This is a genomic window from Paragemmobacter ruber, assembly GCF_009908315.1.
Lineage (GTDB): Bacteria > Pseudomonadota > Alphaproteobacteria > Rhodobacterales > Rhodobacteraceae > Paragemmobacter > Paragemmobacter ruber.
In genome coordinates this window covers 413079-433641 of the sequence record NZ_JAAATW010000001.1, presented here as the reverse complement: position 1 = coordinate 433641, position 20563 = coordinate 413079, and the positions used below count along the sequence as shown (strand labels likewise).

Genomic DNA, 20563 nt, shown 5'->3' with positions numbered 1-20563 from the left:
GCTAAAGAACCGGCCCCCGCCGCCCCGGCCAATCGGTTGCCAGATGATACTGCTGCCCCATGGCCAGCACCGCCGCATCCGCCCCGTATGGCCCGAAGATCTGCATCCCCATCGGCAGGCCCTGCCCCCCAAACCCCACCGGCACGTTCAGCGACGGCACGCCTGCAAGGCTCACCGGGATGACCACCTCCATCCAGCGGTGATAGGTGTCCATCACCCGATCCCCGATCCGCTCCGGCCAGCGCCATTCCGCCGGAAAGGGCCAGACCTGCGCCGAAGGCATCACCAGCGCGTCGAACTCGCGGAACAGCTTCGCCAGCCGCGCATACCACCGCGACCGGATCACGCTCGCCGCATGGAACTCCGCCGCCGTCACCTTCGATCCCTGCTCGACCTCCCACAGGCTTTCGGGCTTCATCAGCGCCCGCTTCGCAGGGTCCGCCGCCATCGCCTGCTTGTCGCCTGCATTCAGCATCGCCCGGATCGTCGTCCAGGCAAACCACAGCTTTTCGGCGGGGAAGGGCGGGGCGACCGGCTCCACCACCGCCCCCATCCCCTCGAACACCCGCAAGGCCCCGTCGCACAGGTCCAATATCCCCGGCTCACAGCCATAAGCCCCGTCCCAATCGCCCAGCCAGCCGATGCGCTTGCCCCGCATCTCCACCGCCATCAGGTCCGCGAAAGGCTCTGCCGCCCGCCCGAAAGGCACTTCCGGGTTCACCCCCGCCTGCACCTCCAACAGCCGCGCCACATCCTCCACCGTCCGCGCCATGGGGCCTTCCGTCGCCATCGTGGCAAGGAAGGTATCCCCCACCGCATCGGCAGGCACCAACCCGTAACTCGGCCGAAACCCATAGACATTGCAGAAGGCCGCCGGATTGCGAAGCGACCCCATCATGTCCGATCCGTCCGCCACCGCCACCATCCGGGCCGCCAGCGCCGCCGCCGCGCCCCCCGACGATCCCCCCGCCGTGCGCGTCAGGTCATAGGGATTGCGCGTCACCCCATGCACCGGGTTGAAGGAATGGCTCCCATGCCCCCATTCTGGCGTATTCGTCTTGCCGATGAAAATGGCCCCCGCCGCCCGCATCCGCGCCGCAATCAGATCATCCGCCACCGGCACGTGATCGGCAAAGATCGGCGATCCCCAGGTCGTGCGGATCCCCCGCACCGCCACCAGATCCTTCACCGCCACGGGCATCCCATGCAGCCACCCGGCAGGCGCCGCCGCATCCGCCGCCCGCGCCTGATCCATCAGGGCGTCCCCGTCCGGCATCGACACGATGGCATTCACCGCCCCGTTCACCGCCGCCACCCGCGCCAGCGTGGCCTCCATCACCTCCGACGGCTTCACCTCCCGCGCCGCGATCAGGCGTGAAAGCTCCGTGGCCGACAGTGCAACAAGATCATCCATCTTCATCTTGGCCCAAATACCCCTGGGGTTTGGGGTGGAACCCCAACGGGAACGGGCGCGGGCGATGGCCCGCGCCCGTGACCTAAAAGGCGCGTGCTGCGGGCCATCCGGCCCGCAGCACTCCGCAAGATCACTTCTGCAACTCGGTCCAGATCGCGGTGATGTATTCCTGCGCCTTGCCCGTGCAGGTAGGCAGGAACACGCCCGCCGCCTTGAACTCTTCCGGGATCACCACTTCCGGCGCGGTCTTCATGTCTTCCGGCATGAAGGCCTCCGATCCCGCGATCCCGTTCGCATAGCGCGCAAAGGCCGAAATCATCGCCGCATTCTCCGGCACCATGATGAAGTCGAGGAACTTGTACGCCTCCTCCACATTCTGCGCATCCGCCAGCAGGGCGACCGAATCCATGAACAACGGATAGCCTTCCTTCGGATAGCCATAGGCCACGGTATTGTTCGCCAGACGCGCCCGCATGGTGGACCCGTTCCAGTTCACCGACGCCGCCCAGTCGCCATTCGACAGCCGCTCCGTCGCGCCGTAATCCATGCTGATCCAGTTGGGCTTCGCCGCCACCAGAAGGTCGCGCGCCTTCTTCAGAACCTCCGGGTCCTCCGAACAGGGCTCGCCGCCCGCATACATGGTGGCCATCGCCACGATGTCGTTCATCTCGGGCACCACGTTGATCTTGCCCTTCAACTCATCCGGCACTTCCAGAAACACCGCGCTGGTATTGATGTCGCCCGGATAGATCGCGGTATCCACGGCCACCCCGGTCGAACCCCATTGCCACGGGATGGTGTGGGCGCGGCCCGGATCCCACGTCACATCCTTCCATTCCGGCGCGATATTGGCGTGATTGGGCAGCTTGGACAGATCCAGCGGCACGATCAGCCCCTTCTCCACCCAGATCGGCACATAGTTGGCCGACGGCACCACCAGATCAAACCCATGCCCCCCGGCCTCCACCTTGGCCAGCGCGGTGTCATTGCTGTCATAATCCGTCACCGTCACGGTGATGCCCGTCTCGGCCTTGAACTTCTCCAGCAACTCGGGGCTCGTGTAATTGCCCCAGTTGTACAGGTTCAGTTGCCCTTCCGCCTGCGCGATGGCCGAGGTGGCCAGCAGCAGCGCGGTCGCAGAGATCAGTCTTTTCATCGCAGTCGCTCCCATGTTGCAGTCGTTTGTTTTTTTCTTCTCGCGCCTCAGCCCTTCTTCCGCGTCAGCAGGAAAAAGGCCGTCAGCAGCACCACCGTCAGCGCCAGCAGCGCGGTGGAAATCGCATTCACCTCGGGCGTCATCGTCCGGCGCATCTGCCCCAGCATGTAGGTGGGCAGCGTATCCTGCCCGCCCGATTTCACAAACTCCGTGATGATCACATCATCGAGGCTGATCACAAAGGCCAGCATCGCCCCTGCCAATATCCCCGGCCCCAGCAGGGGAAGCGTCACGAACCGGAAGGTCTGCCAGGGCGAGGCGTAAAGATCCGCCGCCGCCGACTCAAGGCTCAGGTCCATCCCCTCCAGCCGCGCCCGGATCGGCAGATAGGCAAAGGGGATGCAAAAGGCCGAATGGGCAAGGATCAGATAGCCCAACCCCTGATAGCCCGTGGCCACCTTCACCATCCCGAACAGGATCATCAGCGCCACCGCCGTCACGATCTCGGGCACCATCAGGGGCTGGTTGATCGCCACATAGATGAAGGTCTCACCCTTGAACGCCGCCCGCCGCGTGGTTCCCAGCGCGGCCAGCGTGGCCACGGTCGTGGAAATCATCGCCGCCCAGACCGCGATCACGAGGGACCGCACGGTTGCATCCTTCACCGCCTGATTGTTCCACGCATCCGCATACCAATGCAGCGAAAACCCCTCCCACACCGCGATGCTGCTGCCCGCGTTGAAGGAAAACGTCACCAGCGTCGCGATGGGCAGATACAGCATCACGAAGGTCGCCACCGCCACCGTGGCAAACCCGGGCAGACGCGCCACCTCGAACCGCCGCTCAGCCATGCGGATTGCTCCCCCGGTTCGCCGCCTTCACATAGACCAGCAGCGCCGCCGTCACGATCACCAGAAGCGTCACCGAAAGCGCCGCGCCAAGGGGCCAGTTGCGCCCCGCCAGAAACTGCAATTCGATGAAATTCCCGATCATCATGTTCTTGCCGCCCCCCAGCACGCGCGGCGTGACATAGGCCCCCAGCGACGGGACGAAAACGAGGATCGACCCCGCGATGATCCCCGGCTTCACGATGGGCAGGATCACCCGGCGCAGCACCTGCCAGCGGCTGGCGTAAAGATCATACCCCGCCTCCAGCAGCCGCATGTCGAACCGGTCAATCGCGGCGAACAGGGGCAGCACCATCAGCGGCAGATAGACATAGGCCATCCCGATCAGCACCGCCGTATCGGTGTAGATGATCGCCAAGGGCGTATCTATCACCCCGATCCACAACAGCACCGTGTTCAGCACCCCCTCCACCCGGATCACCTCGTTGATGGCAAAGGTGCGGATCAGCAGGTTCGTCCAGAACGGAATGGTGATCAGGAACAGCCACAGCCCCCGCTGCTGCGCGGGCCGCGTCGCGATGAACCACGCCGTCGGGAACCCCAGCGCAAAGGTCGCAACCGTCGTCAGGATCGACAGCTTCACCGACCGCCAGAAGATCGTCAGATGCGCATCCGCCAGCCCCAGCGTCCCGTCAAAGATGTCGCGCGTGAACAGGATGCCGGTCCAGCCATCAAGGCTGAACTCCCACACCACATTCCCGTATTCCCCCGGCGTCAGGAAGGAATAGACCACGATGATGACCAGCGGCCCCATCGCCGCCACGAACAAAAGGATCAGCGCAGGCAGCGAGAGCAGCCACCCGTTCCGGGCCGATTGTCGCTGCAGCCGATCCGCACCCATCGCCCTAATCCTCCAGAACCTGCGCCGCGCCGGGCGCGAAACGGATGCCGACGGTCGATCCCTCCACGATCCCCGCCTCGCCGCTGGCCGGGCTCTGCACCCGCGCCACCACCTCCGTCCCGTCGGACAGGTCCAGATGGCAATGCGTATCCGTCCCGAAATAGACCAGAAACTTCACCCGCGCCGCAATCGCGCCGGCCTCGCCCGCCGCCACGATCCGCACCTGTTCCGGCCGCACCGTCAGCGTTACCGCCCCGGGCCGGGTCGTCGCCACCTCCACCACATCCCCGGTGGAAAGCCGCACACCCCCCGGCACCACCGTCGCGGGCAGGAAATTCGTCTCGCCGATAAAGCTTGCCACAAAGCGGTTTACCGGGCGGGTATAGATGTCGCGCGGGCTGCCCACCTGCTGCAACTTGCCCGCGCTCATCACCCCGATCCGGTCGCTCATGGTCAGGGCTTCTTCCTGATCATGGGTCACGAAGATGAAGGTGATCCCCGTCTCCGTCTGCAACCGCTTCAACTCGACCTGCATCTCCTTGCGCAGCTTCAGATCCAGCGCGCTCAGCGGTTCGTCCAGAAGCAGCACTTTGGGCTGCGGCGCCAAGGCCCGCGCCAGCGCCACCCGCTGCTGCTGCCCGCCCGACAGTTGCGAAACCTTCCGCCCCGCCATCGGCTCCAGCTTCACCAGCGCCAGCATCTCGGCCACCCGCTTGGAAACCTCCGCCTTGGGGCGGCCCTGCATCGTCAGGCCGAACCCCACATTCTCGGCCACCGTGAGATGCGGAAACAGCGCGTAGCTCTGGAACACCGTATTCACCGGGCGCTTGTTGGGCGGCAGATCGGTGATATCCGCCCCGTCCAGCAGGATCGTGCCCGAGGTCGGCATCTCGAACCCCGCGATCAGGCGCAATAGCGTGGTCTTGCCGCATCCCGACGGCCCCAGCAGCGTAAAGAACTCACCCTTGCGGATCTGGATCGACACATCGTCCAGCGCCCGCACCACATGCTCGCCCTGACCGAAGGCCTTCACGGCATTCCGGGCCTCGATGGTGACGGCTTCGGTCACTCTGCGGCGCTCCCCATTGGTTCTTGTCTTTTGATCATATCTGACCGCCCGAATCCCCTCTTGGCAAGCGTTAAGACGCAGCCCCACCCGCCATCGGTGCCCGCCTCCCGGCCCAGGGCGCCGCGCGCTCAATTTCCGCGCAGAGCGCGATCAGCATCTCATCCGCCCCGAACCGCCCCGCCAGATGCACCCCCACCGGCAATCCCGCCGCCGTCCAACCCAGGGGCAGGCTCGCCGCCGGTTGCCCGCTGGCATTGAACACCGCGCAGAAGGGGGAATATTCAAAGATGCCGCCCGGCCCGATGCGATAGCCCACGTAATCCTCGGTCGCATGGCTGAACCGGCCCACCTTCGCGGGCGGCTCTGCCAGACAGGCCGACAGGATCACATCCGGCCCGCCGCCGCCCTCTTCCCCGAACACCGCCGCCATCTGGCGGCCAAAGGCGTGGATCTCCCCCACCGCCTCCAGATAGCGCGTCGGATGCAGCCCTTCCGCATGGGCCACCGCGCCGCGCGACACGCCCTCCACCAGCCCCGCCGCATCCCGCCCCTTCAACGCCCGCCGCACCCCCAGCGCCGTGCCCACCCCCACGATATCCGTCCAGGCCCGCATCATCATGCCCACATCCGCCTGCGGCCGCCCGGGTTCCACATGATGCCCAAGGCTCTCCAGCAACCGCCCCGCCGCCAGCACCGCCGCCCGCACCTCCGGATGGATGGCCGCGCCGGTGAAGGTCGTGTCGCAGATCATCACCCGCAGGCGCGGCGGCGGGCGGCTGATCGCATCCGCATGGCTCCGCGCCAGCGGCGGCGCCACATAGGGCGCCCCCAGATCCGGCCCCGCGCAGGCATCCAGCATCACCGCCGTATCCCGCACCGACCGCGTCAGGAACCCGTCGATCGCCATGCCCGCCCAGCCTTCGCCCACGTAGGGCCCATCCGGCAGCCGCGCCCGCGTCGGCTTGAACCCGAACAACCCGCAGCTGGACGCCGGGATCCGCACCGATCCGCCGCCATCCGACCCATGCGCCATGGCCACGATCCCCGCCGCCACCGCCGCCCCGGCCCCGCCAGACGACCCACCGCTCGTCACCCCAGGATCCCACGGGTTCCGCGTCGGCCCGCCATAGACCACGGCCTCCGTCGCCGCCCCGATCCCGCCCTCCGGGCTGGTCGTCCGGCCAAAGGTCACCACCCCCGTCGCCCGGATGCGCGCATAGATCGCCGAATCCCGGTGGTATCGCGTGTTCGCCAGCAGCCGCGATCCGTTATGCGACGGGAAATCCACCGCCTCGCAGCCCAGATCCTTCAACAGGAACGGCACCCCCCGGAACGGCCCCTGCGGCAGGCCCGCCGCTATGGCTTGCCGCGCCACGCCCTCCTGCATCAGCACCACCGCGTTGATCGCCGGATTGCGCGCCTCCACCGCCGCCAGCGCCGCGTCCAGCAACTCCGCAGGCGTCACCTCGCCCGCCGCCACCAGCTCCGCCAGCGCGGTTGCATCCCGCGCGCCCAGATCGCCGATCATGCCCGTTTCCCCCGTTCATCCTTTCTTCATGCTGGACCGGCAAGACTGTCCCGGTCCCGCCCCGTACCGTCGCCCGCGCGTCGCTTTCCGCCCGCGCGCCACCACCGCGCCCGCGCAAAAGGTTAACGCCGCCCTAACCCCCCGCCCGTCGCGTGCATACACCCTGCTGCACAGGATGTGGCACAGCGTGCTGCACGACGCGCACCGAAATATTCCAGCAAAAACAGCAAGTTTCGCAAGAAAGGCGCCCTCGGCGTCACCCCGCCCGACCGCCGTTTTCAGGCTGTGGCCCATCTGCGACAGGTCGGGAAAAACACCGCCTCACTCCGTCAGCGCGATCTCCTGCCGGAACGTCCCGTCCCGCCCATAGACCAGCACCCGCCCATCCCCTGTCACCACCAGCAGGAAATCCCGCCCCACCGTCACCGCCTCGGCCCGCACACCTTCCGGCAGCGTCAGGGTCTCCGGCAGCACCACCGCGCGGCCGTCCGGCATCCGGGTGACAAGCAGCCCGACAATCGCTATGACCCCCCCGATCATCGTCAGCATCAACACGATGACCAGCCATTTCAGGAACTTCAGGCTGGGCGGAAGCTCACCATGCTCAGGGGTATCGTCCATGCCAGACCTTTCGCCAGAATTGCCGGATGAAGGCGACGCGACCCTCGCCGCCACCCTGACCGTCACCATCGGGGCCAATCCGCCCGACCGCCTTGATAAGGCCCTCGCGCGCGAGGTGCCAGAGGAAGCCGCGCTGTCTCGTTCCCGCCTGATGAAGATGATCGCCGAAGGGGATGTCCTGCGCGACGGCACCCCCGTCACCGATCCGAAAACCCGCGTGACCGAGGGCGAGACCTACCTCCTCCGCCTCGCGCCTTCCGACGATTACCGCGCCCAGCCCGAAGCCATCCCCCTGACCGTGGTCTATGAGGATGCCGATCTGATCGTGATCGACAAACCGGCGGGCATGGTCGTCCATCCCGCGCCGGGCACGCCCTCGGGCACGCTCGTCAACGCGCTTCTGCATCATTGCGGCGACACGCTCTCAGGCATCGGCGGCGAAAAGCGCCCCGGCATCGTCCACCGCATCGACAAAGATACCACCGGCCTCCTCGTCGTCGCGAAATCCGATCGCGCCCATCACGGCCTTGCCCGCCAGTTCGAAGATCACAGCGTCAACCGCCATTACATCGCGCTTGTCCACGGCGTCCCCGATGCCGCCGATCCCCGCCTGCGCGGCACCCGTGGCGTCAGCTTCGAACCCGGCGGCATCGTCCGCATCGCCACCGGCCTTGCCCGCCACAAGACCGACCGCCAGCGTCAGGCCGTGGTCTGGGATGGGGCAGGGCGCCACGCCGTCACCCGCGCCCGCGTTCTGGAAAGCTACGGCACCGCCGCGGCGCTGGTGGAATGTTGGCTGGAAACCGGCCGCACCCACCAGATCCGCGTCCACATGGCCCATGCCGGCCACGCGCTTCTGGGCGACCAGACCTATGGCGGCCGCCGCAAACTGGCCCCCAAACTCGTCGGCCCCGCAGCGGCCGAGGCCGGCAACAGCTTCCCCCGTCAGGCGCTCCACGCCGCGACCCTGGGCTTTCTCCACCCCGTGTCGGGCCGTGAACTCAGCTTCGAAAGCGCACTGCCCCCCGACATGGCAGCACTGATCGAAACCCTTGAACAGGCGCGCTGAAGGGCTGAAACATTGCCTGACATGTGCGTGAATGCACGGAAACGCCGCTTTAACCTTTACGGAACCGTTCCCAAATTAGGGTAGGGTAAGGGCAAGGCGGTCTTGCACAGCGAACCTGCCATCCTTACGTTTTTCGGTTCCCGGGGGCTTAAGCAAGACCCGGGGCGCATTTGACAGGGGGCACGACATGAGCACCTACCAAAATCTTCCCGCACCCAGCCCGGAACAGGGGCTGAACCGTTATCTTCAGGAAATTCGCAAGTTCCCGCTTCTGGAACCCGAACAGGAATACATGCTGGCCAAGCGCTGGGTGGATCATCAGGATGCCGGCGCCGCGCACCAGCTCGTCACCTCCCACCTCCGCCTCGCGGCCAAGATCGCGATGGGCTATCGCGGCTATGGCCTGCCGCAGGCCGAGGTGATCTCCGAGGCGAACGTGGGCCTCATGCAGGCGGTCAAGCGGTTTGATCCTGAAAAGGGCTTCCGCCTTGCCACCTATGCCATGTGGTGGATCCGCGCCTCGATCCAGGAATACATCCTGCGGTCGTGGAGCCTTGTGAAACTCGGCACCACCAGCGCCCAGAAAAAGCTGTTCTTCAACCTGCGCAAGGCCAAGGCCAAGGTGGGCGCGCTGGAAGATGGCGACCTGCGCCCCGAAAACGTGGCCCAGATCGCCAAGGATCTGTCCGTGACCGAAGAAGAGGTCATCGACATGAACCGCCGCCTGTCGGGTTCCGACGCCTCGCTCAACGCCACGGTGGGCAGCGATGGTGAAGGCGCCACGCAGTGGCAGGACTGGCTCGAGGATGAAGACAGCGATCAGGCCGATGCCTATGCCGAACGCGATGAGATGGACGCCCGCCGCGCGCTTCTGGTGCAGGCGATGGCCGTGCTGAACGAACGTGAGAAGGACATCCTGATGCAGCGCCGTCTGGCCGATACGCCCGTCACGCTGGAAGAGCTGTCGGAAAGCTACGGCGTCAGCCGCGAACGCATCCGCCAGATCGAGGTGCGCGCCTTCGAAAAGCTGCAATCCAAGATGCGCGAACTGGCCCGCGTCAAGGGCATGGCGATCCCCGCCTGACCTGCCCGCATCCCCTTGCCCCGCGCGCGCCCGCCCCTCCCGGGCCGGGCGCGCGCCCCGTTTGCCCGGCCCGCGCATGGCTTGATGAACAAACCCTTAACGCGCGCCTCCAGCCTCTTCACGCCCCCGACCTCTTCACGCCCCCGCGCCCCAATACGCCCCCGGCCTCGGCACCCGGAGCCCCCCCCTTCCGCCCATCGCTGCCCGCCCGGCTTGGCACCCAAGGCCCGGCTTCCCATATCCCGGTCATCCCTTCCCCGGTTGCCTCGCCCGGCCCATGGGGGTAGACCGCAGCAAAGCCGGAGGCCGCCGATGACCATGCTAGAAACCTTCATCAAGCCGATGCACCGCGAAGGCATCCGCTTCGTCGCGGCCTTCGCCGCTGCGACCCTGATCCTGTTCTGGATCTGGGATCCCCTGGGCTGGATCGGCGTCGGCCTCACCGTCTGGTGCTACTATTTCTTCCGCGATCCCAAACGCGCCGTGCCGCAGAATGCAGGCCTCATGGTCAGCCCCGCCGATGGCGTGGTCTCGCTGATCGAACGCGCCGTCCCGCCGCCCGAACTGGGCATGGGGCCGGATGCGCTGATGCGCGTGTCGGTCTTCATGTCGGTCTTCAACTGCCATGTGAACCGCGCCCCCATCGCAGGCCGCGTCACCGAAATCGCCTACCGCCCGGGCAAGTTCCTGAACGCCTCGCTCGACAAGGCCTCGGTGGACAATGAACGCAATTCGATCCGCATCGACATGGCCGATGGCCGCGCCATCGCCGTGGTCCAGATCGCAGGCCTCGTTGCCCGCCGCATCCTGTGCTTCGCCGCCAAGGGGCAGGAACTGCGCACCGGCGAACGCTTCGGCCTGATCCGCTTCGGATCGCGCCTCGACATCTATCTCCCCGATGGCGTGCAGCCGCAGGTCGCGCTGGGCCAGACCTGCATCGCCGGGGAAACCGTGATCGCCACCCTCGGCCTCGACAGCCCGCAACGCATGGCCCACATGGAATGACAGCGCCCGACGATCCCACCCGCCCGCGCCGCAAGCTGCACATCCTGCAGCTGCTGCCCAACCTCGTCTCGGTGGTGGGCCTCTGCGCGGGCCTGACCGCGATCCGCTTCGCGATTGACGGCCGCATCGCCACCGCCGTCGCCCTGATCGGCCTTGCCGCCGCGCTGGACGCGCTGGATGGCCGCCTCGCCCGGATGCTGAAATCCGAAAGCGCGATCGGCGCGGAACTCGACAGCCTTGGCGATTTCGTCAATTTCGGCGTCACCCCGGCCATCGTCCTCTATCTCTGGGGGCTGAAGGGCGAGGCCAGCCTCGGCTGGATCGCCGTCCTGATCTATGCCATCTGCTGCATGCTGCGGCTCGCCCGCTTCAACGTGGGCAGCAAGGCCGCCAATGGCGAGGAACCGGCCGAACGCACCTCCTTCATCGGCGTGCCCTCTCCGGCGGGTGCCATGCTGGTGCTGGCGCCCATCTACCTCGCCTTCTGCTTTCCCGGCGATGTCCGCATCCCCGCCGGCGTCATCGCCTTCTGGATGATCGCGATGGGGGCGCTGATGATCAGCCGCATCCGCACCCCGTCGCTCAAGCGCGTGACGATCTATGCCGAAGACGCGCGCTATATCCTCGTGGGGCTTGCCGCCCTGATCGCCGCCCTGCTGACCTATCCCTGGGTCACGCTTCTGGTCCTGACCGTGGCCTATCTTGGCGGCATCTTCTTCCTTGCGCGCCAGCAACTCGTGGCGCTCCTGCGCAAGGTGGGCTGACCGCCCGCCCCGCCCCGCCCCACCTTGCGCCGGGCGCCCCGCCCGCCTAGCTTGCGCCCGCAGAAGATGGCGTCACAAAATCGGAGGAACCGTGATGAAACCTGTCCGCTGGGGTGTCCTTGGCAATGCCAAATTCGCCCGCGAACATATGGCCCCCGCCATCCACATGGCCGAGAACGCCGAACTCGCCGCGCTTGGCACCTCGCGGCCCGGTGAGGCGACCGGCTGGGATTTCTGCCCCGGCCTGCCGCAGATGACCTATGCCGATCTGCTGGCCGACCCGTCGATCGACGCGGTCTATATCCCGCTGCCCAACCACCTCCATGTGGAATGGACGCGCAAGGCCATCGCGGCGGGCAAACATGTGCTGACCGAAAAACCCATCGCCATGCAGGCATCCGAGATCGACGATCTCATCGCCGCCCGCGATGCCGCGGGCCTTCTGGTGGCCGAGGCGTACATGATCGTCCACCACCCGCAATGGATCCGCGCCCGCGAACTGGTGCAGGGCGGGGCCATCGGGCGGCTGCGCCATGTCGATGCCTTCTTCAGCTATGACAACCATGCCGAGACCGAGAACATCCGCAACCGCCCCGAAACGGGCGGCGGCGGCATCCGCGATATCGGCGTCTACACCTACGGCTCCGCCCGCTTCGTCACGGGGGCCGAGGCGACCGATCTCTCCTGCCGTCTGATCCGCGAGAACGGCGTCGATGTCTGGGCCGAGGTGGACGCCATCCTTGAAGGCCCGCTCGGCCGCGCGACCTATACCGCGATGACGTCGATGCGCCTGCAGAACCGGCAAGAGGTCACCTTCCACGGCGACAAGGGCCTGCTCAAGGTGGCGAACGGCCCCTTCAACGCCAACCTCTTTGCCGAGGCGCGGATCGAATTGCATGTGGGCCAGACCGTGACCAGCGAACGCTGGCCGGCCGCCAACCACTACAAGCTGCAGGTGGAAAACTTCGGCCGCTCCCTCCGCACGGGCGCGGCCTATCCCTGCCCGCTGGAATTCACCCGCGGCACGCAGGTGATGATTGACCAGGCCTTCGCCACGGCGCGCGAGATCCACTGGTGAAACAGGCCGGGGGGCACTCATGTGCCCCCCGGACCCCCCTCAGCCGCGAAGATCAGGCCTCCATCGCCTCCAACTCGTCGATGAAGCCTGCGATCATCGACAGGCCCTTGTCCCAGAACTTCGGATCGCTGGCATCCAGGCCGAACGGCGCCAGCAACTCCTTGTGGTGCTTGGACCCGCCCGCCTTCAGCATCTCGAAATACTTCGCCTCAAACTCCGGCAGCCCATCGGCATAGGCCGCATAAAGCGCGTTCACCAACCCGTCGCCAAAGGCATAGGCATAGACGTAGAAGGGGGAATGGACGAAATGCGGGATATAGGCCCAGAAGGTTTCATACCCGTCCATGAACTCGAACGCATCGCCAAGGCTCTGGGCCTGCACGCTCATCCACAGGGCGTTGATGTCATCCGGCGTCAATTCGCCCTCGCGCCGGGCGGCGTGCAGCTTGCATTCGAAATCGTAAAACGCGATCTGGCGGACGACCGTGTTGATCATGTCCTCCACCTTGCCCGCCAGCAGCGTCTTGCGCTCTCCTTGCGTCTTGGCGCCATCCAGCAGCTTGCGGAAGGTCAGCATCTCGCCGAACACGCTGGCCGTTTCGGCCAGCGTCAGGGGCGTGGATGAGAGAAGCTCCCCCTGTCCCGCCGCCAGAACCTGATGCACGCCGTGGCCCAGCTCATGCGCCAGCGTCATCACATCGCGCGGCTTGCCCAGATAGTTCAGCATCACATAGGGGTGGACGGTGGTGACCGTCGGGTGGGCAAAGGCCCCCGGCGCCTTGCCCGGCTTCACGCCCGCGTCGATCCAGCCCTTCTCGAAGAAAGGCTTGGCGAGATCGGCCATCTTCGGATCAAAGGCGCCATAGGCCTCCAGCACCATCCGGGTCGCGCTGTCCCAATCCACGGTCTTGGGCGTCTCGATGGGCAGGGGGGCGTTGCGGTCCCAGACCTGCAGCTTCTCCAGCCCCATCCATTTCGCCTTCAGCCGGTAATAGCGGTGGCTCAGCTTCGGATAGGCGGCCACCACGGCATTGCGCAGCGCCTCCACCACCTCGGGCTCCACATGGTTGGACAGGTGGCGCCCGGTCTGCGGCGTGGGCATCTTGCGCCAGCGATCCTCGACCTCCTTCTCCTTGGCCAGCGTGTTGTGGATGCGCGCGAACAGCTTGATGTTGCGATCGAACACCACCGCCAGCGCCCGCGCCGCCGCCTCGCGCTTGGCGCGGTCGGTGTCGGTCAGCAGGTTCAGCGTGGCCTCGAGGTTCAGCTCCTCCTCCTCGCCCTCCACCTTGAACATCAGCCCGGCCATCGTTTCGTCGAACAGTTTGTTCCACGCACTGGCCCCCACGACGGAATTGTCGTGCAGGAACTTCTCCAACTCATCCGACAGCTGATAGGGCCGCATCGCGCGCATCCGGTCGAAGACCGGCTTGTAGCGCGCAAGCCCGGCGTCCTGTGCCAGCAGGGCGGTCAGATGCCCCTCATCCAGCCGGTTGAACTCCAGCGAGAAGAACACCAGCGGCGTGGTGAAGGTGGTGATCCGGTCCTGCGCATCGGCCATGAACTTGGCGCGCTCGCTGTCCATCGTGTTCTGGTAATAGCGCAGGCCCGCGAAAGACATGATCCGCCCGGCCACCACGTCGATCTGTTCATAGGCCCGCACGCAGGCCAGAAGGCCGCTCGCATCCAGCCCGGCAAGCTTGCCCTCATAGGCGGTGGCGAAATCGGCGCAGGCCTTTTCGAGCCACGCCATGTCGCGCGCGAATTCCGGCGCATCCGGCGCGGGGTAAAGGTCGGTCAGATCCCAATCCGGCAGCTTGCCAAGGCCCCCACCGCTGGCATTGGCGTCGAAGACGGGGCGGGGCAGGGGAAGCGTCATGGGGAACCTCGTTCGGTGATCTGCCCTTCATCTAGGGCGCGGGACGGGACAGGTGCAAGGCGCGCCGCCGCAATTCCGCGCGATCCCGGGTAGGATGGGCAGGATTGCCCATCCTACGCCTGCGCGGCGCGCAGCAAGCCGCGCAAACCCTCCAGCGTGTCGATCTCGTCCACCGGCTTGTCGCGGCGCCAGCGGATCATGCGCGGAAAGCGCAGCGCGATCCCCGACTTGTGGCGCGGGCTTTCCTGTATCCCCTCGAACCCGATCTCGAACACCAGTTCCGGCGGCACCCGCCGCACGGGGCCGAACCGTTCCAGCGTGTTCTTCTGCACCCAGCGGGTGATCTCGGCAAATTCGGCGTCGGTCAGCCCGGAATAGGCCTTGGTAAAGGGGACCAGCGCATTTCCATCCCGCACCGCGAAGGTGAAATCGGTGTAGAGGTTCGCCCGCCGCCCATGGCCCGCCTGCGCATAGATCATCACCGCGTCCACCGTCCACGGATCCAGCTTCCACTTCCACCAATCTCCGCGCTTTCGCCCCACATGATAGGGCGAGGTTGCGCGTTTCAGCATCACCCCTTCCGCCAGCCGCTCCCGCGCTGTCGCGCGTGTCGCGGCCAGACTTGCCCAATCGTCAAAGGCGATGGCAGGCGACAGGCGCAGCGGCAGGCCCTCCGGCAGCCTCGCCACCAGCGCCTCTAGCCGCGCCCGCCGCGCGTCGAAAGGATGTTCCCGTAGATCCTGCCCGGCCTCTTCCAGCAGATCATAGGCCAGCATCAGCGCGGGCGCCTCGGCCAGCAGCTTTCTCGGTACCGTTTTGCGCCCGATCCGCTTTTGCAGATCGGCAAAAGGCAGGGGGCGCCCCGCCGCCCCGTCCGAGGTCCCGTCCCAAGCCCCATCCCAGGCTACGACCTCGCCATCCAGCACCGTGCCATGCGGCAGGAAATCGGCCAGCGGCGCGAATTCCGGGAAGCGGTCGGTGATCAATTCCTCCCCGCGCGACCACAGGGCAAAAGCCCCCGCCCGCTGGATCAGTTGCCCCCGGATGCCATCCCATTTCCACTCTGCCCGCCATCCACCCGGATCGCCAAGGCTGTCCGGCCCCTCCTCCAGCGGTGCGGCAAGGGCAAAGGGGTAGGGGCGCGAATCCGGCCCGCCCGCATCGGCGCGCACCAGCATCTCGAAGCGCATCTCCTGCGGCGACCAGTCCCCCATCAGGCGATGCGCCAGCACCGCCTCTTCCACGCCCGTGGCCATGGCCAGCGCGCGCGTCATCAAGCCCTGGCTCACCCCCATGCGGTACCCGCCGGTGATCAGCTTGTTGAACAACAGCCGCTCCGTCGCGCCAAGCTGCCCCCAATGGCGCAGGATCGCCGCCCGCCGCTGCGCCTCGGGCTGGCCGGTCAGCGCGATCAACGCGGCGATCATCTCGGACAGCGACACCTCCACCCGCGCCTCGGCCGGGGGCAGGATCAGCGCGATGGTCTCGGCCAGATCGCCCACCATCGCATAGCTTTCCTCGAACAGCCAAAGCGGCAGCCCCGCCGCCTCGGCAGCCCATGCGCGCAACTCCGTCGCACTCACGCTCCGCTTGGGCCGCCGCCCGGACAAAAGCGCGATGGTCCAGATCCGGTCCGCCTCGGGCGCGGTGCGGAAATACTCCGTCAGCGCGGCGAGCTTGGCCGATGTCTTGGTCGTGCCGTCCAGCGCAGTGAAAAGGGCGGCAAAGGCTTTCACGGGGCGCCCCCCGCCTCTGCGCCCGGGGCGGCCGGGTCGGCCACCGGCGCGGCGGCGGCCTCTTCGGCCTCTTCCCCATATTCCGTGGCCACGATCCCCGCATCATAGCCCTTCTCGGCCAGCCAGCGCCGGAAGGGCGCGGTATAGCCGTGGGTCACGAACACCCGCTCGCAGCCCGTCGCCCGGATCGCGCTGTTCAGCCCGTCCCAATCGGCATGGTCGGAAACCACGAAGCCCGTCCCCAGCGCACGGCGGCGGCGGATGCCCCGCACGGCCATCCAGCCGCTGGCAAAGGCCTCTTCCGCCGGGCCGAACCGCCGCGCCCAAGCTGACCCCAGCGCCGCGGGCGGCGCGATGACCAGCGCGCCGGGATGCGTCTTGCCATCCACACCTGCCACCGCCCGCACCGTCTCGGGCAGGGGATAGCCTTGGGCGCGCAGGGTTGCCGTCATCTCTTCCACCGCGCCATGCGTCAGGATCGGGCCGATCCGCTCCACCCCCGCCATCAGGCGCTGCGCCTTGCCGAAACTGTAGGCGCCGAGGATCGACATCTTTCCCGCCGCCGCATTGGCCGCCCACCACCGGGTGATATCCTCCATCACCCGCGCCTGCGGTTGCCAGCGAAAGACCGGCAGGCCGAAGGTGCATTCGCTGATGAAGGCATGACAGCGCACCGGAACGAATCCTTCGGCCAGCCCGTCAGGCTCCACCTTGTAATCGCCCGACACGACCCAGACCTCGCCCCGCCGCTCCACCGCGATCTGGGCCGATCCCGGCACATGGCCCGCGGGGTGGAAACTGACGGTCACCCCGCCGATCTGAAGCCGCTCGCCATAGGCGATCCCCGCTGCGTCGATCTGGCCCAGCCGTTGCCGCATCACCGGCAGCGCCTGATGCGTGGCCAGATAGCGCCGGTGCCCCCAGCGCGCGTGATCCGAATGGCCATGCGTGATCAGCGCGTGATCGACCGGTCGCCACGGATCAATGAAAAACCCGCCATCCGGGCAGAAGATGCCGCGATCGGTAAAGGTCAGGACGGGATTCTCAGCCATGCCCCGCACCTAGCGCCCACAAAAGCCCGGTCCAGCGCGCCGGGCCACTCGCAACACCTGCCTGAATTTTGTGCATCTGCTCATGCTGCACCCTTTTTTGCGGGACGAAACGCTTTCCCCGCGCCGGATGCCCTGATTTACTCCACGCAAGTGGTGGCTGCGGGGGGCGTGACGGTGACGCAATACTTCAACGAGATGTACCAGAACGGCAAGGTGCGCGCGCCCTATGCGCAGCTGGAGGACTGGATGAACGCCATGCCCGCCCAGCTGCGCACCCTCAAGCAGGCCGAGGCCGAGGATCTCTTTCGCCGCATCGGCATCACCTTCGCGGTCTATGGCGAAGGCGGCGATCCCGATCGCCTGATCCCCTTCGACATGTTCCCCCGCGTCTTCACCGGGGCGGAATGGGGCCGTCTGGAAAAGGGCATCAAGCAACGGGCGCGCGCGCTCAATGCCTTTCTCGTCGATGTATATGGCCGGGGCGAGATCGTCCGCGCGGGCCGCATCCCCGCCCGGCTCGTCTATCAGAACGAGGCCTATGAAAAGGCCGTCGCCGGGATCAAGCCGCCAAAGGGCGTCTACTCCCATATCGTGGGCATCGACATCGTCCGCACCGGGCCGGACGAATTCTTCGTGCTGGAAGACAATTGCCGCACCCCGTCCGGCGTCAGCTACATGCTGGAAAACCGCGAAATCATGATGCGGATGTTCCCCGATCTGTTCCGCGGCAACCGCATCGAACCGGTGGATCGCTACCCCGACCTGCTCCGCCGCACCCTCGCCTCGGTCGCGCCGCCGAAATGCAGCAAGGACCCGACCATCGTCCTGCTCACCCCCGGCCCGTTCAACAGCGCCTATTACGAACACAGCTTCCTGGCCGATCTGATGGGGATCGAACTGGTCGAAGGGCAGGATCTTTTCGTCGAGGGCGAATTCGTCTGGATGCGCACGACCGAAGGCCCAAAGCGCGTGGATGTCATCTACCGCCGCATCGACGACGCCTATATCGACCCGCTCTGCTTCCGCCCCGATAGCACGCTGGGCGTGCCGGGCGTGATGGATGTCTACCGCTCGGGCGGGGTCAGCCTGTGCTCTGCCCCCGGCGCGGGCGTGGCCGATGACAAGGCCGTCTATACCTTCGTCCCCGAAATGGTCCGCTTTTATCTGGGTGAGGAGCCGATCCTGAAGAACGTGCCCACCTGGCAATGCGGCAGGCAGGATGATCTGGGCTATGTGCTGGATAACCTTGCCGATCTCGTGGTGAAAGAGGTGCATGGGTCGGGCGGATACGGCATGCTGGTGGGTCCCAAGGCCACCAAGGAACAGGTGGAAACCTTCCGCGCCAAGATCACCGCCGATCCGGGCAATTACATCGCCCAGCCGACGCTGGCCCTGTCCACTACCCCCACCTTCGTGGCCGAAGGCGTGGCCCCGCGCCATGTGGACCTGCGGCCCTATTGCCTTGTGGGCGAACGGATCGAACTTGTCCCCGGCGCGCTGACGCGGGTGGCGCTGACCGAAGGATCGCTGGTGGTGAACTCGTCCCAAGGCGGGGGCGTGAAAGACACCTGGGTGCTGGCGGAGTGATCGTGACATGCTGAGCCGGACCGCCGACAACCTCTTCTGGATCGCCCGCTACATGGAACGGGCCGAAACCGCCGCACGGCTGCTTGAGGTGGGGTCGCGCATCGCGCTGCTGCCTTCTGCCGCCGGATATCGCAACGAATGGGATTCGCTCCTGCAAGCCTCGGGCAATGCCGATGCCTTCGCTGCCAAATATGGCGATCCCGTGCAGCGCAACATCGAAAGCTTCCTCTTCTTCGACCGCGACAACCCGTCCTCGGTCGCCTCCTGCATCACCACGGCGCGGGAAAACGGCCGCATCGTCCGCACCGCGCTGACGACGCAGGTCTGGGATGCGCTGAACACCGCGTTTCAGGAACTGCGCCAGCTCGAACGCACCCCGCGCAGCGAGTTGGAACTGTCACGCCTGACGGAATGGACGATGCGCCACGCCGCCATGGTGCGCGGCGCGATCGAGGCCACGCTCCTGCGCAACGATGGGTGGGATTTCCTCAACATCGGCTACAGCCTTGAACGCGGCGACAACACCGCCCGCCTGATGGATGTGAAATACTATGTCCTTCTGCCGCGCGTGGATTTCGTGGGCTCGGGGCTGGACAATTACCAATGGTCCACCCTCCTGCGCGCGATGTCGGCCCACCGCGCCTTCCACTGGGCCTATGGGGGCGAGGTGACGGCCGCCAAGATCGCCCATTTCCTGATCCTCAACCCGCAATGCCCCCGTTCGCTCATCACCTGTGTCGAGGGGCTGTCGGCCCATCTTGACCGCCTGGCCCATCTCTACGGCACCACGACCGACGCGCAGGCGCAGGCGCGGTCCATGCTGGTTGCCCTGCGCGAAACGCGCGAGGACGACATCTTCGATGAAGGCCTGCACGATTTCCTTTCGCGCTTCATCCGCGAAATGGCTGGTCTCGGATCGCTGATCCATGAAACCTATCTCAGCGGAGACATGCGCTGATGCTGCTTTCGGTCGATCATGTGACACGCTACCGCTATGACCAGCCGGTTCGCGCCGTGATGCAAAGCCACCGCCTGACGCCGTCGGTCTTTGCCGGGCAGAAGACGCGCAACTGGACCGTCACCGTCACCGACGGCATCCCCGGCGGAACCTTCCGCGACGGGGCGGGCGATGTGGTCCAAAGCTGGACGGTCAAAGGCCCCGTGACCGAGATCGAGGTGCGCGTCACCGGCACGGTGGAAACCTTCGATCTGGCGGGCCTCTTGCGCGGCCACCGCGAGCTTCTCCCGCCCGAGGTCTACCTGGTCGATACCCCCCCGACCCGGGCCGATGCCGCGCTCACCGCGCTGGCCCATGCCGCCCGCAATCCCGAAGGCGCGCTGTCCACCGCCCACGGCCTTGCCGCCGCTGTCGCCGACGCCATTGCCTACCGCCCGGGCGCCACCCACGCCCATACCACGGCGGCCGAGGCGTTGGCGCTGGGCGAAGGCGTCTGTCAGGACCATGCCCATGCCCTGATCGCCTGCGCGCGGGCGATCGGTCTGCCCGCGCGCTATGTTTCGGGCTATCTTTTCGCCACGGCGGACGGTTCGGCACATGAGGCCGCCCATGCCTGGGCGGAAATCCATGTCGCGGGTCTGGGCTGGGTCGGCTTTGATCCGGCCAATCGCTGCTGCCCCGATGCGCGCTATATCCGCCTTGGCTCGGGCCTGAACGCGCAGGATGCGGCCCCCATCCGGGGGATCGCGCGGGGGCTGGGGCAGGAAAGCCTCGACGTTACCGTTGCGGTCCAGGATTTGCAGCAATAGGGTCG

At 66.4% G+C, this 20563-nt stretch carries 18 protein-coding genes; 8 read left to right on the top strand and 10 right to left on the bottom strand.

Annotated features, from left to right (window positions below):
• Window position 1 precedes the first annotated feature (1 nt).
• From GU920_RS02120 to GU920_RS02090, 7 genes are all read right to left on the bottom strand, one after another.
• Complete coding sequence (locus GU920_RS02120) at window positions 2-1414, bottom strand: amidase (protein WP_201744013.1); 1413 nt, start codon at window positions 1412-1414, stop codon at window positions 2-4.
• A 130-nt stretch (window positions 1415-1544) separates the two neighbouring features.
• Window positions 1545-2570: an ABC transporter substrate-binding protein gene (locus tag GU920_RS02115; protein ID WP_161765328.1), complete on the bottom strand. Its 1026-nt coding sequence runs from the start codon at window positions 2568-2570 to the stop codon at window positions 1545-1547.
• A 47-nt stretch (window positions 2571-2617) separates the two neighbouring features.
• Entirely contained in the window at window positions 2618-3421 is an 804-nt protein-coding gene (locus tag GU920_RS02110) for an ABC transporter permease (protein ID WP_161765327.1), read from the bottom strand.
• Window positions 3414-4319, bottom strand: a complete 906-nt coding sequence (locus GU920_RS02105; RefSeq protein WP_161765326.1) for an ABC transporter permease — start codon at window positions 4317-4319, stop codon at window positions 3414-3416. Before GU920_RS02105 ends, GU920_RS02110 begins: the two co-directional genes overlap by 8 nt.
• 4 nt (window positions 4320-4323) lie before the next feature.
• On the bottom strand, window positions 4324-5388 hold the full coding sequence (locus tag GU920_RS02100; protein WP_161765325.1) for an ABC transporter ATP-binding protein: 1065 nt from the start codon (window positions 5386-5388) through the stop codon (window positions 4324-4326).
• Window positions 5389-5458: 70 nt separating this feature from the next.
• Window positions 5459-6916: an amidase gene (locus tag GU920_RS02095; RefSeq protein WP_161765324.1), complete on the bottom strand. Its 1458-nt coding sequence runs from the start codon at window positions 6914-6916 to the stop codon at window positions 5459-5461.
• A 321-nt stretch (window positions 6917-7237) separates the two neighbouring features.
• On the bottom strand, window positions 7238-7537 hold the full coding sequence (locus tag GU920_RS02090) for a DUF6476 family protein (RefSeq protein WP_161765323.1): 300 nt from the start codon (window positions 7535-7537) through the stop codon (window positions 7238-7240).
• Between GU920_RS02090 and GU920_RS02085 the strand changes: the two genes are divergently transcribed.
• The 5 genes from GU920_RS02085 to GU920_RS02065 all read left to right on the top strand — a co-directional run bounded on the left by GU920_RS02085 (window position 7536) and on the right by GU920_RS02065 (window position 12537).
• Entirely contained in the window at window positions 7536-8606 is a 1071-nt protein-coding gene (locus GU920_RS02085; RefSeq protein ID WP_161765322.1) for an RluA family pseudouridine synthase, read from the top strand. The genes GU920_RS02090 and GU920_RS02085 overlap by 2 nt on opposite strands.
• A gap of 187 nt (window positions 8607-8793) precedes the next feature.
• Entirely contained in the window at window positions 8794-9690 is an 897-nt protein-coding gene (rpoH, locus tag GU920_RS02080) for an RNA polymerase sigma factor RpoH (protein WP_161765321.1), read from the top strand.
• Between the two features lie 312 nt (window positions 9691-10002).
• On the top strand, window positions 10003-10695 hold the full coding sequence (locus GU920_RS02075) for a phosphatidylserine decarboxylase (RefSeq protein WP_161765320.1): 693 nt from the start codon (window positions 10003-10005) through the stop codon (window positions 10693-10695).
• Window positions 10692-11459, top strand: coding sequence for a CDP-diacylglycerol--serine O-phosphatidyltransferase (gene pssA, locus GU920_RS02070; protein ID WP_161765319.1), 768 nt, complete (start codon window positions 10692-10694; stop codon window positions 11457-11459). The genes GU920_RS02075 and pssA overlap by 4 nt, the downstream gene beginning before the upstream one ends.
• A gap of 94 nt (window positions 11460-11553) precedes the next feature.
• Window positions 11554-12537 carry a Gfo/Idh/MocA family protein gene (locus GU920_RS02065; RefSeq protein ID WP_201743951.1) on the top strand — a complete coding sequence of 328 codons (984 nt, stop codon included), beginning with the start codon at window positions 11554-11556 and terminating at the stop codon, window positions 12535-12537.
• Window positions 12538-12589: 52 nt separating this feature from the next.
• Here the strand turns inward: GU920_RS02065 and GU920_RS02060 are convergent, their stop codons facing one another.
• From GU920_RS02060 to GU920_RS02050, 3 genes are all read right to left on the bottom strand, one after another.
• Window positions 12590-14416, bottom strand: a complete 1827-nt coding sequence (locus GU920_RS02060) for a M3 family oligoendopeptidase (protein ID WP_161765317.1) — start codon at window positions 14414-14416, stop codon at window positions 12590-12592.
• Window positions 14417-14529: 113 nt separating this feature from the next.
• Complete coding sequence (locus tag GU920_RS02055) at window positions 14530-16152, bottom strand: ATP-dependent DNA ligase (protein ID WP_161765316.1); 1623 nt, start codon at window positions 16150-16152, stop codon at window positions 14530-14532.
• A complete protein-coding gene (locus tag GU920_RS02050) occupies window positions 16149-17204 on the bottom strand; it encodes a ligase-associated DNA damage response exonuclease (protein WP_161765315.1) in 1056 nt (351 codons plus the stop codon). The genes GU920_RS02055 and GU920_RS02050 overlap by 4 nt, the downstream gene beginning before the upstream one ends.
• Window positions 17205-17399: 195 nt before the next feature.
• On the opposite strand from GU920_RS02050, the gene GU920_RS02045 reads away from it, so the two are divergent.
• Genes GU920_RS02045 through GU920_RS02035 form a run of 3 tightly spaced genes read left to right on the top strand, consistent with a single transcriptional unit; the run spans window position 17400 to window position 20558 of the window.
• The gene (locus GU920_RS02045; RefSeq protein WP_201744010.1) at window positions 17400-18791 is read left to right on the top strand and encodes a circularly permuted type 2 ATP-grasp protein; all 1392 of its coding nucleotides are present in this window, start codon (window positions 17400-17402) and stop codon (window positions 18789-18791) included.
• 7 nt (window positions 18792-18798) lie between these two features.
• On the top strand, window positions 18799-19749 hold the full coding sequence (locus GU920_RS02040; protein ID WP_161765314.1) for an alpha-E domain-containing protein: 951 nt from the start codon (window positions 18799-18801) through the stop codon (window positions 19747-19749).
• Window positions 19749-20558, top strand: a complete 810-nt coding sequence (locus GU920_RS02035) for a transglutaminase family protein (protein ID WP_161765313.1) — start codon at window positions 19749-19751, stop codon at window positions 20556-20558. Before GU920_RS02040 ends, GU920_RS02035 begins: the two co-directional genes overlap by 1 nt.
• Window positions 20559-20563: the final 5 nt, after the last annotated feature.

Bases quoted from the DNA above. Each gene is read 5' to 3' on its own strand.
- GU920_RS02095 (WP_161765324.1), bottom strand. From the start codon at position 6,916: ATGATCGGCGATCTGGGCGCGCGGGATGCAACCGCGCTGGCGGAGCTG.
- GU920_RS02120 (WP_201744013.1), bottom strand. From the start codon at position 1,414: ATGGATGATCTTGTTGCACTGTCGGCCACGGAGCTTTCACGCCTGATC.
- rpoH (WP_161765321.1), top strand. From the start codon at position 8,794: ATGAGCACCTACCAAAATCTTCCCGCACCCAGCCCGGAACAGGGGCTG.
- GU920_RS02075 (WP_161765320.1), top strand. From the start codon at position 10,003: ATGACCATGCTAGAAACCTTCATCAAGCCGATGCACCGCGAAGGCATC.
- GU920_RS02045 (WP_201744010.1), top strand. From the start codon at position 17,400: ATGTACCAGAACGGCAAGGTGCGCGCGCCCTATGCGCAGCTGGAGGAC.
- GU920_RS02050 (WP_161765315.1), bottom strand. From the start codon at position 17,204: ATGGCTGAGAATCCCGTCCTGACCTTTACCGATCGCGGCATCTTCTGC.
- GU920_RS02065 (WP_201743951.1), top strand. From the start codon at position 11,554: ATGAAACCTGTCCGCTGGGGTGTCCTTGGCAATGCCAAATTCGCCCGC.
- GU920_RS02115 (WP_161765328.1), bottom strand. From the start codon at position 2,570: ATGAAAAGACTGATCTCTGCGACCGCGCTGCTGCTGGCCACCTCGGCC.
- GU920_RS02085 (WP_161765322.1), top strand. From the start codon at position 7,536: ATGCCAGACCTTTCGCCAGAATTGCCGGATGAAGGCGACGCGACCCTC.
- GU920_RS02040 (WP_161765314.1), top strand. From the start codon at position 18,799: ATGCTGAGCCGGACCGCCGACAACCTCTTCTGGATCGCCCGCTACATG.
- GU920_RS02035 (WP_161765313.1), top strand. From the start codon at position 19,749: ATGCTGCTTTCGGTCGATCATGTGACACGCTACCGCTATGACCAGCCG.
- pssA (WP_161765319.1), top strand. From the start codon at position 10,692: ATGACAGCGCCCGACGATCCCACCCGCCCGCGCCGCAAGCTGCACATC.
- GU920_RS02060 (WP_161765317.1), bottom strand. From the start codon at position 14,416: ATGACGCTTCCCCTGCCCCGCCCCGTCTTCGACGCCAATGCCAGCGGT.
- GU920_RS02105 (WP_161765326.1), bottom strand. From the start codon at position 4,319: ATGGGTGCGGATCGGCTGCAGCGACAATCGGCCCGGAACGGGTGGCTG.
- GU920_RS02090 (WP_161765323.1), bottom strand. From the start codon at position 7,537: ATGGACGATACCCCTGAGCATGGTGAGCTTCCGCCCAGCCTGAAGTTC.
- GU920_RS02110 (WP_161765327.1), bottom strand. From the start codon at position 3,421: ATGGCTGAGCGGCGGTTCGAGGTGGCGCGTCTGCCCGGGTTTGCCACG.